Raw genomic sequence first — 13,389 nt, forward strand, 5'->3', positions numbered from 1 at the left:
GCGCGCGTCGGCGCTGGCATAATCCCCCGCACTTCAGGCCGGAGAGTGCCCATGCCGCGTTACCTATTCTTGACGTTGTTGTGCCTTGCCCCTTTGACCCATGCGGCCACAACGCCAGGCTCCGATGCTGCCCATGACCTCGCTTACAGCATGGGCGCAAGCCTGGGTGAGCGTCTGCGTCAGGAAGTCCCCGAACTGCAACTGCAGGCGTTGATCGAAGGTCTGCGTACGGCTTACCAGGGCAAACCGCTGGCCTTGAGTGATGAGCGCATCGAGCAGATCCTCACCCTGCATCAGGCCCAGGCCGAAACCGCGTCAGCCCGCCCGCAGAGTGAAATGGCACTCGGCGCCGAGCGTGACTTTTTGTTGAAGGAAAAACAGCAACCACAGGCACGGGAGCTGGCTGACGGCATCATCCTCACCGAGCTCAAGCACGGCACAGGAGCCAGACCCGGCGTACAGGATTCGGTGTTGGTGAACTATGTAGGGCGGCTACCGGACGGCACCATATTCGACCAGAGCACTCAGCCTCAGTGGTTTCGCCTGGACAGCGTTATCGCGGGCTGGCGCAGTGCGCTGGTGCAGATGCCGGTCGGCGCCAAGTGGCGGCTGGCAATACCTTCGAGCCAGGCTTACGGCACAGAGGGTGCGGGAGATCTGATCGCGCCCTACACGCCCCTGGTATTTGAAGTCGAGTTGCTCGATATCAGAAAGTGAGCGGCCCATAACGAAAAATGGCGCGCCATGCGCACCATTTTCAACCCAGCCCCACCTAAGCCTCGATGGCTTGAACTTCTTCTTTTTGCTTGTGCGCGTTGTGCAGCACTTCAATCAGACAGTCTTCGAGTTCAAACCGCTCATGTAGCAGCTCTCCAAGCACCTGGAATTTCGCCGCCAGTTTTTCGCAGTCCGGACGGTGGTCCTTGCCATCGCATTGGTCGTTAAAATCCAGCGCGGCTTGTGTAATGGCTTCAAGTCTTGGGTAAATGGTACTGGCGACTTCAAGGCCTTTATCGTCTTCGAACGCTTTGGCTTCGTCGTTCAGCTGCTCATAAATTTCGAAATGGCCTGCCGAAACGTAATCTACCAATACCTGGCAAAACTCCTTTTGGGTTTTACGCTTGGGATTGGAAGACCTTTGCTCTACATCGACGGCATCGTAAGCCTTCACAAGTTCGCGGCGCTCATGCAACCAGTTATCAATTAGCTTGTGGACGCCATTAAAACGTTCCTGAGCACTCTGACATCTTTCTAGCATGACGGTCTCTCTTCCCTTGTGGGCCCACGCCGCCTGACTGTAGCCAGGCCTGTCTGAACCCAAATGTGCAAAGCGCACCGGTATTGGGCGGCATAATTCCAATAATGCGTGCGGGCCAGATTATGCCTGCACGGCAACTGCTTCAAGGTACCCACGAGAGAATGTTCATACAAGCGTTTAATACTTACTGCTACTCCGGGTCGCAGGCGCACGGGGTTTGCGATAGTAAATCGAGCTGACGACCTGAAAGCCGCCAGCGATACTCAAGCCGACAAAGGCCAGCAGGCTTAGCTCGGGAATGCTCAGGTCAAGCACGGTCCAGCTAATGTGTGCGCATACATCGTTTCCCCGATAGATCATCGAGAAAATTTCATTCAGGGACAGGTCGCGCCAGATACTGGCCAGATCGGGTTGGCAAAACATCAGCTGTTCGGGCGCCAGACGTTGCATCAGCACCTGCCTCAGTGCGCTCGCAGCGCCACCCAGGGCCAGCAGCATGGACGCAATGGAATAGACCCACATGCCCGCACGACGCGGGCCATGCACATAGCCCATCAGGTTGACCAGGCATATCCCCAGCAAAAAGCCGCGTTGCGCCTGGCATAACAGGCAGGGCTCGAGCCCCACCCCGTATTCCAGGAACAATGAAGCGCCCATGGTCAAAGCCGCGGCCAGAAACACTAAAAGAAAAATGAACCGTGAGCATGCCAGGGACATGGCTTTTCCGTAACAAAATAGACAGTCGATTACGGTAGATGAAAGCCATCAGCCCTTTCAAGGTCGCCCGCTAGGAACTGTCCGAAAGAACGTACGCAATTGCCAATAGATCAGGTAATCCTTACGAATGGGCTTCGTAAGACATGTCAGCCAGTGTCGCGCTATCTGACCTGCAACGTCCGGCTTGCGCCCATGCGCAAGCCGGACTGCGCCATTTACAGGCTGGTGGCCGTAGCCGGCAAAGGCAGCGCCAGCAAACGCTCATCCAGCAGATTCAAACCTTCCTGAAACAACTGGTTGCTGCGTGTCGTGTCGCCCAATTGCGCCAACAGTCGCGCCAGCTCGGCACAGGCTTCAGGGTTGCGCTCGATTTTCAGGCTGCTTTCAAGATAGTCCCGCGCCTTGCCCCACAGACTGTTTTGCAGACATAAACGACCCAGGGTGAGCAGTAAACTGGCGTCGCCGGGATGCGTCTTGAGCCAGCCTTCTGCAGTCTGCAACTGCTTCACTGGATCGCTGCCCCGCAGCAGGCCATAGAGGCGCACCAGATGGCTGTCGTAGTTGCGCTTGAGCGCTCCACGCAGGACTTCCTCTGCCTCGGCTTGCGCACCCAGACGGCGCAATTGCTCAGCGTATGCCAGCACCAGAGCGGGCTCCTGGCGCTGGGCTGAAGTGAGTTGTTGCCAGGCGCGCTGAAGCGATTGCAGCCCTGCTTCGCCTTCGGTTTCGCGCTGAGCCGCGAAGCTGAGATTCTTGCCCCAGGCACGACGCTCCAGTTCCGCCAGCTCACTGGCCGGCAGCACCTTGTCTTTGCGTAACTCGGGCAGTAACCGGATCAGTGCCGTCCAGTCACCACGCTGTTGATACAGGCGCTGCAACTGACGCAATACCTGAGCATTGTGCGGATGGCGCTCATGCATGGCCTGCAAGGTGGTCAACGCACCTTGGGTGTCAGCGCGATCCATCTGCAACTGGGCATGACTCAGCGCTATCGCCAGTTCGGCCTGGGGTTGACGCTCCAGAGCACGCTCAAGCAAGTTGTCGCTCTCTTCGTAGTGCCCCAGCTCGCTGGCTGCCCGTGCCGCCCCCAGGTAGTACAGCAAAGGCTGGCGCTCGGCTTCGGCGGCGCGTGTCAGGTGTTTCTGGGCACTGGCCCAGCGCCCTTCAGCGAGGTCAATTTGCCCATTCTCGATGGCAATCTGCGTGCGCCGGCTGCGGTTGCGCCGCGACCACGGATTGACCAGACCGGTCGACGCCGTGACCAGCTCGACCAGCAGCTTGATGCCCCAGACCAGCAACCAGAGCACCACCAACAGCGCCAAAGTGGCCCATAGGCTGGATTCGTAACGGAAGCTTTTGTAGGCGATTAATACGTAGCCCGAGTCTTCGGCGATTGCCAGGCCGATGCAGGCCGCAGCTGCAATCAACAAAAACACAATCACATAAAAGCGTCTCATGGGCTGGTCTCCTGCGCCGGGTTGGCAGCCGCCTTGCCCGGCTCATCAGCATTCACGTTGCGACGCTCAAGATAGGCCTGTACCGCACTCAAGGTGCCAGCAAGATCCGGGGTTTTCACCGTGACCGGTTGCTTGCTCAGCTCAATCACCTGTTCAAGGATTTTTTTGCTTTGCGTATTGTCCGGATTGAAGTTGCCCTTGAGCACTTCTTGCGCTTGCGCCAAAGCCTGGGCGTAGACCGCTTCCTGGCCGTTCAGGGCGGCCCACTGGGCCTGTTCCAGCGCCAGACTCAGGGCCAGGCGCACCTGCGTCAGGCTCTGACCTGCCAGCAGCGGCCGCACATTTTTATCGGCGTTGAAATCAATGCGGATGTAGTGCGAGATTTCATCCCACCATTGCGCCCAGCGGCTCGCACCATCGCCATCGGCCGTAAGGCCCAGCAGCGAGTCGCCAGCATCCTTGTATTGCGGAGCCAATGCATTGAGGTCTGCCACCTGATCGCGCAAGGCGCCCAGCTTCAGGAACAGCCCGGTACGGTCCGGCTGCTCAACGCTGCGCAATGCGGTCAAGCTTTTGGCCAGCTGTTCACGTGCGGCGAAAGAGCCGGGGTCATTCTGCTCGCGAAGAATGTCATCGGCGCCCTGCACCAGTGCCTGTGCGCTGCTGATGTCCTGCAATGCCGACAAGCGCAGGCTGGCCAGGCGCAGCAAGTGCTCGGCCTCGGCCAGACGCCAATCCTTGCGGCTGGCGCCCAGTACCGTCTCCAGGCGCTGATTGAGGCGCTGTTGATCGCCTTGCAACTGCACGACCAACTGGCGTTGGTTATCCAGCTCGCTGGCGGATGGCAGCTGGTTAAGACGCGTCAGCAGGACTTGCTCGGTTTGCTTGATCGACAGTGTTTGTGCCGCCAGGGCCTGGACTTCGCCCAGTTGTTGTTCGGTGTTGGTTTGCAGGTGACGCACCTGCCACACCCCCCAACCGCCGACAGCCACACCGGCGGCACCCAGCAGCAGTGCAACCACGGCCAGGCCATTGCCCCGACGCTCCGGCGTCGTAACAGGCTTTTGAGCCAACGCTTCCGGCGCCGGCTGCACGTGTTCTTTTGGCACGACTGTATCGCTATCGCTCACGTATCCATCCTTTGCATTAGAAAGCGGGTACGGGATGCTCCCGTAGCGCCGCCAGCAAAGCCGTGGCACTTGCGCCACGACAATCCACAACGTTTTTCGCCCCTGCGCTGCGCGCTATCTCGGCAACCCGAGGGCTTGGAACAAACAACGGTAAACGTGCCAACCCGGGCCAGGCAAGGCCCGACAAGCGGTGTAAATGTTCAAAGCCCTGCCCACTGCTGACCACCAGACCGTTCAGGCGTTCCACTTTGACCCGCTCGGGCAGTACCTGCGCCGGGTATGACGGCAACTCTCGACGGTAAAGTTCAAGGTAGTCGACCCGGGCACCCAGACCTCGAAGGCGGTCAGCCAGCAGCTCTCTGCCGCCCTCGCCACGCAGGATAAGAACCCTGGGATCAGCACACCCGACTGCCTGGATAAACACCGGCAGCGCCAACAGGGCTTCGCTGTCGTCACCGCTTTGAGGGTAGCTAACATCAAGGCCGTGGTCGGTGAGAATCTGCGCCGTGGCGGCACCGACGCTGAACCACTTTTGAGCGGGCGCTTGCCGCCAGTACTGCTTGACCAGCGCAACGCCAAGGCGGGCCGCCGGCTTGCTGACCACAATCACCGCGCAATAGCGGTCAATATTGGCAATCAGCTCCAACTGCTCATCAGTCAGCGCCAGCGGATGGATTGCCAGCAAGGGCAAGCTGCTGCTGAAAACCCCGGCGGCGGCCAGCTCGCTCGCCAAAACCGCCGACTCGTCAGCGGGCCGGGTCAGTAACAAGCGCCAGCCTGTCACTCGTGCCCTGCCTCACCGTAGACCGCCTGCAGAATGGCACCCGCTCCTTGAGCCAGCAGATCTTCAGCCACCTGTACCCCAAGCTCCGTAGCGGCACTTTGCGGGCCACGCGCCTCGGCGCTCAGGAGCAGTCCTCCGCCAGGGTCGCCCACCAGACCCCGAAGCCAGACTTGCTCACCTTCGAGCACCGCATAGCACGCAATCGGGACCTGACAGCCACCGTTCAAATGCTTGTTCAGCGAGCGCTCGGCAGTGACCCGCACAGCCGTGTCGGCATGGTGCAGCGGCGCCAGCAAGGCGTGAATTTCAGGGTCGCTGCTGCGGCACTCAATACCGACCGCGCCCTGCCCACCTGCCGGCAGACTGTGCTCAATGCTGATTGGCGAAGTGATGCGATCTTCAAAGCCCAAACGAATCAGGCCCGCAGCAGCAAGGATGATGGCGTCATATTCACCCGCATCCAGCTTGGCCAGACGGGTATTGACGTTACCGCGCAGGAAGCGGATTTCGAGGTCGGGGCGACGGGTTAAAAGCTGGGCCTGGCGGCGCAGGCTCGAGGTGCCGACAACACTGCCCTGGGGCAAATCGTCGAGGCTGGCGAAGGTATTGGAGACAAAGGCATCGCGCGGGTCTTCGCGCTCACAAATGCAAAACAGGCCCAGACCTTCAGGGAAGTCCATGGGCACGTCTTTCATCGAGTGCACTGCGATGTCGGCTTCGTTTTCGAGCAAAGCCGTTTCAAGCTCCTTGACGAACAGACCCTTGCCGCCGATTTTCGACAGTGGCGAGTCCAGCAGCTTGTCGCCACGGCTGACCATGGGCACCAGCGTCACCACAAGAGCCGGGTGAGCCTGCTCCAAACGGGCTTTGACGTATTCGGCCTGCCACAGAGCCAGGGCGCTTTTACGGGTAGCGATGCGGATTTCGCGAGAGGACATGGATCAATCCGTACTGAAAAGATACGGCTGATAATAACAGCTCAGCCAAAACAGCTTTGACTTGTATCAGAAGTACCCGGCCTCCCTGGCCCAAAACCCGGCCCCGCGCCTGTTGGCGCGGGTTAGAGTTGCTGCATCATTTTGCGAACACCCGCGACATGCCGGCGGCTGACAATCAGCGCATCGCCATTCAAGCCCCTGAGAAACAGCTGGAAGTGCCCCAGCGGCGTTCGCTGCAGACGCTCGATCCGGTCACGGGCGACCAACGCATTACGGTGGATCCGTACGAAGCGCTGACCAAACTCGTCCTCAAGGGCTTTGAGTGGTTCGTCGAGCAGGACTTCGCCGCCTTCGTGGCGCAAGGTCACGTATTTATGGTCAGCAATAAAGTAAATCACCTGGTCGATAGGAATCAGCTCAATCCCTTTACGGGTTCTGGCACTGATGTGACTGCGTGGGCCACTGCCGGTTTGCGCGGCAGGACGGGTGAGGGCCGCCAGTTGAACGCGGTTGGGCCGGTGCGCCTCTTTCAATGCAGCACCCAGGGCTTCGGCGGTTGCCGGCTTGAGCACGTAGCTGACACCGCTCTCTTGCAGGGCCTGCAGGGAAAATTCGTCAGGGGCCACGGAAAAAACAACCGAGGGCGGTAATTCGCGCTCACATAATTTGGCTGCAACCTGCAGCCCATCGAGCCCCGGCAGGCGGATATCAAGTAACACGACATCCGGCTTGAGGTTTTCGATCAGGCTCAATGCCTCTTCGCCATGAGAGGCGCCAGGCTCCAGCAACGTGTAACCCCCGAGCGTACGGAGCACATCGCTCAAGTGCTCGCGGGCCAGAGGTTCGTCATCAACGATCAGGACATTCATATAGCGCTGTATTCCTGCGTGAGTCTCGCACAAGGATAGCGTAGACAGGTGATGTGACGGCTGTCACGGCGATCCACGCTAAGACTAGCGAAAAGGCCAAAAAGTGCCGCAAACCTCGCAGCAAAAAATCACCTGCATCTGTTGCTCGATTTAATACCGGATGCGCCTGGCATTCTACAAAGACATGCAATGACTCATCCATACGAGCAACTGTAGACGGTTGCCAAGACGAAAGTACTCAATCAATACATTTCGTTCCGGTATTTGTTTATACCTTACTTCCCCTGAAACCTGCCGACCTGGGTCAACGCCACGATTGGCAACCCTGTTATGATCTGCAGTAACTTTCTGTGTAACTCCCCTCAGCCGATTACGAGCGAATCCATGAGCACCGACAAGACCAATCAGTCCTGGGGCGGCCGCTTCAGTGAACCCGTCGACGCCTTCGTTGCGCGCTTCACTGCCTCCGTCACTTTCGACCAGCGCCTTTATCGTCACGACATCATGGGCTCCGTGGCCCACGCCACTATGCTGGCCAAGGTCGGCGTGCTGACTGATGCCGAGCGTGACAGCATCATCGAAGGCCTGAAAACCATCCAGAGCGAAATCGAAGCCGGCACCTTTGACTGGCGCATCGATCTGGAAGACGTGCACATGAACATCGAAGCGCGTCTGACCGACCGCATCGGCGTAACCGGCAAGAAACTGCACACCGGACGTAGCCGCAACGATCAGGTCGCCACCGACATCCGCTTGTGGCTGCGCGACGAGATTGACCTGATCCTGTCTGAAATCACACGTCTGCAAAAAGGTCTGCTGGAGCAGGCCGAGCGCGAAGCCGAGACCATCATGCCCGGCTTCACTCACCTGCAAACCGCCCAGCCGGTGACATTCGGTCACCACATGCTGGCATGGTTCGAGATGCTCAGCCGCGACTACGAACGTCTGGTCGACTGCCGCAAACGCACCAACCGCATGCCGCTGGGCAGCGCGGCACTGGCCGGTACCACCTACCCGATCGACCGCGAATTCACTGCTCAGTTGCTCGGCTTTGATTCCGTGGGCGGTAACTCGCTGGACAACGTGTCCGATCGCGATTTCGCCATCGAGTTCTGCGCTGCGGCCAGCATTGCAATGATGCACCTGTCACGCTTCTCCGAAGAGCTGGTGCTATGGACCAGCGCCCAGTTCCAGTTCATTGATCTGCCAGACCGCTTCTGCACCGGCAGTTCGATCATGCCGCAAAAGAAAAACCCGGACGTGCCGGAACTGGTTCGTGGCAAAAGCGGCCGTGTCTTCGGCGCTCTGATGGGCCTGCTGACCCTGATGAAAGGCCAGCCACTGGCCTACAACAAGGACAACCAGGAAGACAAGGAACCGCTGTTCGACGCGGCTGACACCTTGCGCGACTCGTTGCGTGCGTTTGCAGACATGATCCCTGCGATCAAGCCCAAGCACGCGATCATGCGTGAAGCGGCATTGCGCGGCTTCTCGACCGCCACTGACCTGGCCGACTATCTGGTTCGCCGTGGCCTGCCGTTCCGCGACTGCCACGAAATCGTCGGCCACGCCGTGAAGTACGGCGTGGAGACCGGCAAGGATCTGGCTGAAATGAGCCTCGAAGAACTGCGCCAGTTCAGCGATCAGATCGAAGACGACGTCTTTGCCGTACTGACCCTGGAAGGCTCGGTCAATGCCCGCGACCACATCGGCGGCACTGCACCTGCACAGGTCAAGGCTGCGGTTGTTCGTGGCAAGGCACTGCTGGCCACTCGCTAACGCTATAACCGCTGCTGCATGCAGCGGCTACAAGGTTTTGCGAGTTATAAAAAACGGGCGCCATTTGAGCGCCCGTTTTTTATTGCCCTGCAAATCCCGGCAGGGTTATTTCTTGCTGCTGATCCAGGCCAGAAATTGCGGCATGGCCGCTTCCTTGTCGGCCACAATCCGCTGCACGTGGGGGTTGCGCTGCAGACGCTCCAGAAGTGCCCGGGCTGCCGGGTGCTCAGCCAGCAGGTCCAGGCCGAACACCTTATGGCCAACAGCACAGGCCAGATCGACGCTGAACACAAAGTAAATGTCCGCCAGACTCAGCGTGTCACCTGCCACATAAGGCGCGAACTTGCCGTGTCGGCCCAGAGCAGCGATGCCCTCCAGCAACTCGACCCGGGCTTTGTCCCTGATCGCCTCGGGCACTTGCATGCCAAAGAAGGCTTCTCCATAACAGGCGCGCGCCGGCAATTCGATGTACAACTCGATTTCCTTGGTCAGCGCCAACACCTGGGCACGCTCAAACGGATCGGACGGCAGCAGTTTTTCCCCCTGCTGGGTCTGTTCCAGGTATTCAAGAATCACACTGGTTTCGTTGATGAAGCCCTGATCGACGCCCAGCACCGGGACCTTGCCACGCGGACTGATCGCAAGTGCCTGCGGGGTCTGTCCGGCAAAAAACGGGACTTCTTCGAATGGGACGCCCTTCTCCAGCAACGCCAGCTTGACCATGTTGTAGTAGTTGCTGACTGCGAATCCATAAAGCTTGATCATTACAAAGCCTCCAGGCCGTATCGGGGTTGGCAGCCGTTGTTATAGAACTTCGCCACTACACTGGCTAGCAGCATCAGCCACGTGAATACAGTTAGACTGCCCGCCTTTACTTGAGGAGCCTGCCCATGAGCGAGCCAGTTGATATCGATAACGACGAAGAAGAGTTCGCCGAATCCACACTGATCCAGGCGATTGAAAACCAGATCGAAAGCGACAACCCGCCTGCAGCCAAAGCCACGTTCAACAAGTTGACGCTGGTGGGCTACGAACGCGAAGAAATCCTGCAGATGATGGCCCACGTGCTGGCCGTAGAGATTGACGCGATCCTCGAAGAAGATCGCGCCTTCAACACCGAGTGGTACGAAGCAGCCCTGCGTGCACTGCCGACCCTGCCACCCGAGAAAAACTGAGTGGCGGCTCAGGGCCCAATGGCGGGGGCTCGCTGCCAGTCCAGTTCACTGGCAGGCATCGGGCGCCCAAACCAGTAGCCCTGGCCCAGATCACATTTCAAGTCGAGCAGGAACTTCGCCTGCGCGGCTTGCTCGATACCCTCGGCATGTACTTGCAGGCCCATGCTTTGCGACAACGCGATGACCGCCCGGACAATGGCCACATCGTCATTGTCATCCGGCAGCCCCGCGACAAACCCCTGATCGATCTTGAGTTTCTGCACAGGCAATTGCTTGAGCCGCAGCAGTGATGAAAAACCCGTTCCAAAATCATCGATGGCCAGTCTCAAACCCAGCTTGCGCAAACGGTGCATCTGCTCAAGGGCCCCCTGGGAGTCCTCCATCACGGCACTTTCAGTGACTTCCAGCTCCAATAGCGCCGGGTCCAGACCGGTATCGGCCAGCACCGTGGAGACCAGGTTGTACAGCTCGGGACGGGCAAACAACCGGCTGGAAATATTGACCGCGACAAACGACAACTCTACCCCGGCAGATTGCCACTGACACATCTGCCAACAGGCCTGTTCCAATACCCAGGCGTCGATTTCGGCAATCAGCCCGGTACGTTCGGCAATGGGAATAAATTCCCCCGGCGCCACCAGCCCGCGCAGTGGATGTTGCCAGCGCACCAGTGCTTCGACGCCGATCAGTCGACTGTTCTGCAGGTCGTGAACCGGCTGGTAGTACACACGCAGCTCTTGCTGCTCCAGGGCCCGGCGCAGATCGCTGGCCACCTCGATCCGGTACTGCGCATGGACGGTCAACTCTTCGGTGTACAGGGCGTAGCCTTCGCGGCCCGATTTTTTGGCCTTGAACAGGGCCGAGTCGGCGTTGCGCAGCAGTTGTTCAGCGTTCACTGCATCATTGGGAAACACACTGATGCCAACACTGGCACTGACAAACAACTGATGTTTATCGATCTCGAACGCGCCCTTCATCAGCTCCAGCACCTGCTGTGCCAGTGCGGCAGCCTGAGTCACCTGGGGACAACTTTCGACCAGCACGGCAAACTCGTCACCGCCCAGTCTGGCCACGGTGAAACCTTTGCCAAACACGCTCTGCAAACGCTCGGCAACAGCCTTGAGCAACAGGTCGCCGACGTTATGGCCGAGGCTGTCATTGATGATTTTGAAATGATCGAGATCGATCATCAGCAACGCACAGCCCGATGCGTGACGTTGTGCCGAGGCCAGCGCCTGTTCGGTACGATCGGTGAACAACAGTCGATTGGGCAGCTCTGTCAGTGGGTCGTGGTGCGCCAGCCGCGCCAGTTCGGTCTGGGATTTTTTAATCGCCGAGATATCGGTAAAGACCGCGACGTAATGGGTGACTTGCCCCTTGGAATCGGTGAGCGCACGCACGATTTGCCACTGCGGGTAGATCTCGCCACTTTTGCGCCGGTTCCAGATCTCGCCTTGCCAGTCACCGTTTTCCTGCAATGACTTGAACACCGCCTGATAGAACTCGGGGCCATGGCGCCCCGACTTGAACATGCTGGGCCGCTGGCCCAGAACTTCTTGTGCCGGGTAGCCGGTGATTTCCACCAGTGCGCGATTCACATGCACAATCACGCCATTGCGGTCGCTTACCAGCACTCCTTCGCGGGTACAGTCAAACACCACTGCGGCTTGGCGCAGACGCTCTTGATCCTGCCGTTGACGCTTCAAACTGACGCCCTGCCCCAGAAAACCGGACAGGCGGCCAAGGGCGATAAAAATCAGGAAGGTGCTTATAAATGCCCAAACGTAACCATTTATGAGCTGCCAATGGGCCAACTGCGCTGAATCATCGAAATAACTGTTCAATAAATGATCAGTTATTTGCAGCCATAAAACCGATAACAGCCCGTATGACAAGGCCGCGCGCAAGGCATCGCGATAAGAAACCGACATAAGAAAGTCAAAGTACCTACAAAAAAAGGGGGATTATAAAGTAAGAAACATCAAGGCACTCTTATCTGAAAGGGCGACTGGTTTTATCTGGCTGCATGGGGATAATGCGTGTTGCAGTTTTTTTTATCTTCCCGAGGGCCAAACAGCCTATGTGGTACAACGGTTTTCTCGACTTGTCAGCCTGGCAGCTGGTTGCAGTCACCCTGTTGATGACCCACGTGACCATTATCGGCGTCACGGTTTATCTACACCGCTATTCAGCGCACCGCTCCCTGGAGCTTAACGGTGGCCTGAAACACTTCTTCCGTTTCTGGCTGTGGCTGACCACGGCACAAAATACCCGCGAGTGGACAGCCATCCACCGTAAACACCATGCCAAGTGCGAAACCGCTGATGACCCCCATAGCCCGGTCATCAAAGGGTTATCGACCGTTTTGCGAAAAGGTGCAGAGCTATATCGCGAAGAGGCGCAGAACCCCGAGACGTTGCGTATTTACGGCAAAAACTGCCCTGAAGACTGGATTGAGCGCAATCTTTACTCGCGCTACAAAATGCTGGGTGTCAGTTTGATGCTGGTCATCGACCTGCTGCTGTTCGGTGCCATCGGCCTGACAATCTGGGCCATCCAGATGATGTGGATCCCGGTATGGGCAGCGGGCGTGGTCAACGGCCTGGGCCATGCAGTGGGCTATCGCAACTTTGAATGCCGCGATGCCGCGACCAATCTGGTGCCATGGGGCATCATCATTGGCGGCGAAGAACTGCACAACAACCACCATACCTACCCCAACTCGGCCAAGATGTCGGTCAAGAAGTGGGAATTTGACCTGGGCTGGGCCTGGATCAAAGTCTTCAGCTTTTTGCGTCTGGCCAAGGTTCAGCGTGTTGCTCCGATCGCCCACCGGGTTGAAGGCAAGGGCAGTCTGGACATGGACACCGCGATGGCGATCCTCAACAACCGTTTCCAGATCATGGCCCAGTACCGCAAGCTGGTGATCGCGCCGCTGGTGCAACAAGAGCTGGCCAAGGTTGATCATTCGGTTCGTCACCAGTTCCGCCGCGCCAAGCGCCTGCTGTCGCGCGAAACCAGCCTGTTGGAAGAACGCCATCACCAGCGTATCGAAACCATGCTCGAGCATAGCCACTCGCTTAAAGTGATCTACGAGAAGCGTCTGGCCCTGCAACAGATCTGGCTCAAAACCAGCACCAATGGTCACGACATGCTGGCGGCGATCAAGGAATGGGTACATGAGGCAGAAGCCAGCGGAATTCAGTCGCTGCGCGAGTTTGCCCATCAGCTGAAAACCTACTCGCTGCGCCCTGCAGCGGTGTAAAGGCTACACAGCTCCCG

At 58.3% G+C, this 13,389-nt stretch carries 13 protein-coding genes and 1 pseudogene; 4 read left to right on the forward strand and 10 right to left on the reverse strand.

Annotated elements, in window-relative coordinates; translation table 11 throughout:
• Window positions 1–51 precede the first annotated feature (51 nt).
• Window positions 52–717: an FKBP-type peptidyl-prolyl cis-trans isomerase gene (locus tag B195_RS22145; protein WP_003438256.1), complete on the forward strand. Its 666-nt coding sequence runs from the start codon at window positions 52–54 to the stop codon at window positions 715–717.
• Between the two features lie 55 nt (window positions 718–772).
• Here the strand turns inward: B195_RS22145 and B195_RS22150 are convergent, their stop codons facing one another.
• From B195_RS22150 to B195_RS22185, 8 genes and pseudogenes are all read right to left on the reverse strand, one after another.
• Window positions 773–1,258 carry an Rsd/AlgQ family anti-sigma factor gene (locus tag B195_RS22150; RefSeq protein ID WP_003438254.1) on the reverse strand — a complete coding sequence of 162 codons (486 nt, stop codon included), beginning with the start codon at window positions 1,256–1,258 and terminating at the stop codon, window positions 773–775.
• Between the two features lie 177 nt (window positions 1,259–1,435).
• Window positions 1,436–1,975, reverse strand: a complete 540-nt coding sequence (locus tag B195_RS22155) for a disulfide bond formation protein B (RefSeq protein WP_003438252.1) — start codon at window positions 1,973–1,975, stop codon at window positions 1,436–1,438.
• 215 nt (window positions 1,976–2,190) lie between these two features.
• The gene (locus B195_RS22160) at window positions 2,191–3,432 is read right to left on the reverse strand and encodes a heme biosynthesis protein HemY (protein WP_003438249.1); all 1,242 of its coding nucleotides are present in this window, start codon (window positions 3,430–3,432) and stop codon (window positions 2,191–2,193) included.
• Entirely contained in the window at window positions 3,429–4,562 is a 1,134-nt protein-coding gene (locus B195_RS22165; protein ID WP_003438247.1) for a uroporphyrinogen-III C-methyltransferase, read from the reverse strand. The genes B195_RS22160 and B195_RS22165 overlap by 4 nt, the downstream gene beginning before the upstream one ends.
• Window positions 4,563–4,578: 16 nt before the next feature.
• Window positions 4,579–5,346, reverse strand: a complete 768-nt coding sequence (locus B195_RS22170) for a uroporphyrinogen-III synthase (protein ID WP_003438244.1) — start codon at window positions 5,344–5,346, stop codon at window positions 4,579–4,581.
• Entirely contained in the window at window positions 5,343–6,284 is a 942-nt protein-coding gene (hemC, locus tag B195_RS22175) for a hydroxymethylbilane synthase (RefSeq protein ID WP_003438240.1), read from the reverse strand. The genes B195_RS22170 and hemC overlap by 4 nt, the downstream gene beginning before the upstream one ends.
• A gap of 122 nt (window positions 6,285–6,406) precedes the next feature.
• Window positions 6,407–7,153, reverse strand: coding sequence for a LytTR family DNA-binding domain-containing protein (locus tag B195_RS22180; RefSeq protein ID WP_003438237.1), 747 nt, complete (start codon window positions 7,151–7,153; stop codon window positions 6,407–6,409).
• Window positions 7,150–7,272, reverse strand: a pseudogene (locus B195_RS22185) (sensor histidine kinase); the annotation flags it as partial. The pseudogene B195_RS22185 and the gene B195_RS22180, both read right to left, overlap by 4 nt.
• Window positions 7,273–7,537: 265 nt before the next feature.
• Here B195_RS22185 and argH point away from each other — a divergent pair.
• Window positions 7,538–8,932 carry an argininosuccinate lyase gene (argH, locus tag B195_RS22190; protein ID WP_003438234.1) on the forward strand — a complete coding sequence of 465 codons (1,395 nt, stop codon included), beginning with the start codon at window positions 7,538–7,540 and terminating at the stop codon, window positions 8,930–8,932.
• A 105-nt stretch (window positions 8,933–9,037) separates the two neighbouring features.
• On the opposite strand, the gene B195_RS22195 is transcribed toward argH, so the two are convergent.
• Window positions 9,038–9,697 (reverse strand): glutathione S-transferase family protein, encoded by a 660-nt coding sequence (locus B195_RS22195; RefSeq protein WP_003438231.1) that lies wholly within the window; start codon window positions 9,695–9,697, stop codon window positions 9,038–9,040.
• Between the two features lie 125 nt (window positions 9,698–9,822).
• Between B195_RS22195 and B195_RS22200 the strand changes: the two genes are divergently transcribed.
• On the forward strand, window positions 9,823–10,107 hold the full coding sequence (locus B195_RS22200) for a hypothetical protein (protein ID WP_003438228.1): 285 nt from the start codon (window positions 9,823–9,825) through the stop codon (window positions 10,105–10,107).
• Between the two features lie 8 nt (window positions 10,108–10,115).
• Here the strand turns inward: B195_RS22200 and dibA are convergent, their stop codons facing one another.
• Complete coding sequence (dibA, locus tag B195_RS22205) at window positions 10,116–12,038, reverse strand: phosphodiesterase DibA (protein WP_003438225.1); 1,923 nt, start codon at window positions 12,036–12,038, stop codon at window positions 10,116–10,118.
• A 149-nt stretch (window positions 12,039–12,187) separates the two neighbouring features.
• Between dibA and desA the strand changes: the two genes are divergently transcribed.
• Window positions 12,188–13,372: a delta-9 fatty acid desaturase DesA gene (gene desA / locus B195_RS22210; protein ID WP_003438223.1), complete on the forward strand. Its 1,185-nt coding sequence runs from the start codon at window positions 12,188–12,190 to the stop codon at window positions 13,370–13,372.
• Window positions 13,373–13,389: the final 17 nt, after the last annotated feature.

It is taken from the genome of Pseudomonas sp. Lz4W (genome assembly GCF_000346225.2).
GTDB lineage: Bacteria > Pseudomonadota > Gammaproteobacteria > Pseudomonadales > Pseudomonadaceae > Aquipseudomonas > Aquipseudomonas paraversuta.

Excerpts from the sequence above, each read along its gene's own strand:
- B195_RS22200 (WP_003438228.1), top strand. The coding sequence starts at position 9,823 with ATGAGCGAGCCAGTTGATATCGATAACGACGAAGAAGAGTTCGCCGAA.
- B195_RS22195 (WP_003438231.1), bottom strand. The coding sequence starts at position 9,697 with ATGATCAAGCTTTATGGATTCGCAGTCAGCAACTACTACAACATGGTC.
- B195_RS22180 (WP_003438237.1), bottom strand. The coding sequence starts at position 7,153 with ATGAATGTCCTGATCGTTGATGACGAACCTCTGGCCCGCGAGCACTTG.
- hemC (WP_003438240.1), bottom strand. The coding sequence starts at position 6,284 with ATGTCCTCTCGCGAAATCCGCATCGCTACCCGTAAAAGCGCCCTGGCT.
- B195_RS22155 (WP_003438252.1), bottom strand. The coding sequence starts at position 1,975 with ATGTCCCTGGCATGCTCACGGTTCATTTTTCTTTTAGTGTTTCTGGCC.
- B195_RS22160 (WP_003438249.1), bottom strand. The coding sequence starts at position 3,432 with ATGAGACGCTTTTATGTGATTGTGTTTTTGTTGATTGCAGCTGCGGCC.
- B195_RS22150 (WP_003438254.1), bottom strand. The coding sequence starts at position 1,258 with ATGCTAGAAAGATGTCAGAGTGCTCAGGAACGTTTTAATGGCGTCCAC.
- argH (WP_003438234.1), top strand. The coding sequence starts at position 7,538 with ATGAGCACCGACAAGACCAATCAGTCCTGGGGCGGCCGCTTCAGTGAA.
- dibA (WP_003438225.1), bottom strand. The coding sequence starts at position 12,038 with ATGTCGGTTTCTTATCGCGATGCCTTGCGCGCGGCCTTGTCATACGGG.
- B195_RS22145 (WP_003438256.1), top strand. The coding sequence starts at position 52 with ATGCCGCGTTACCTATTCTTGACGTTGTTGTGCCTTGCCCCTTTGACC.
- desA (WP_003438223.1), top strand. The coding sequence starts at position 12,188 with ATGTGGTACAACGGTTTTCTCGACTTGTCAGCCTGGCAGCTGGTTGCA.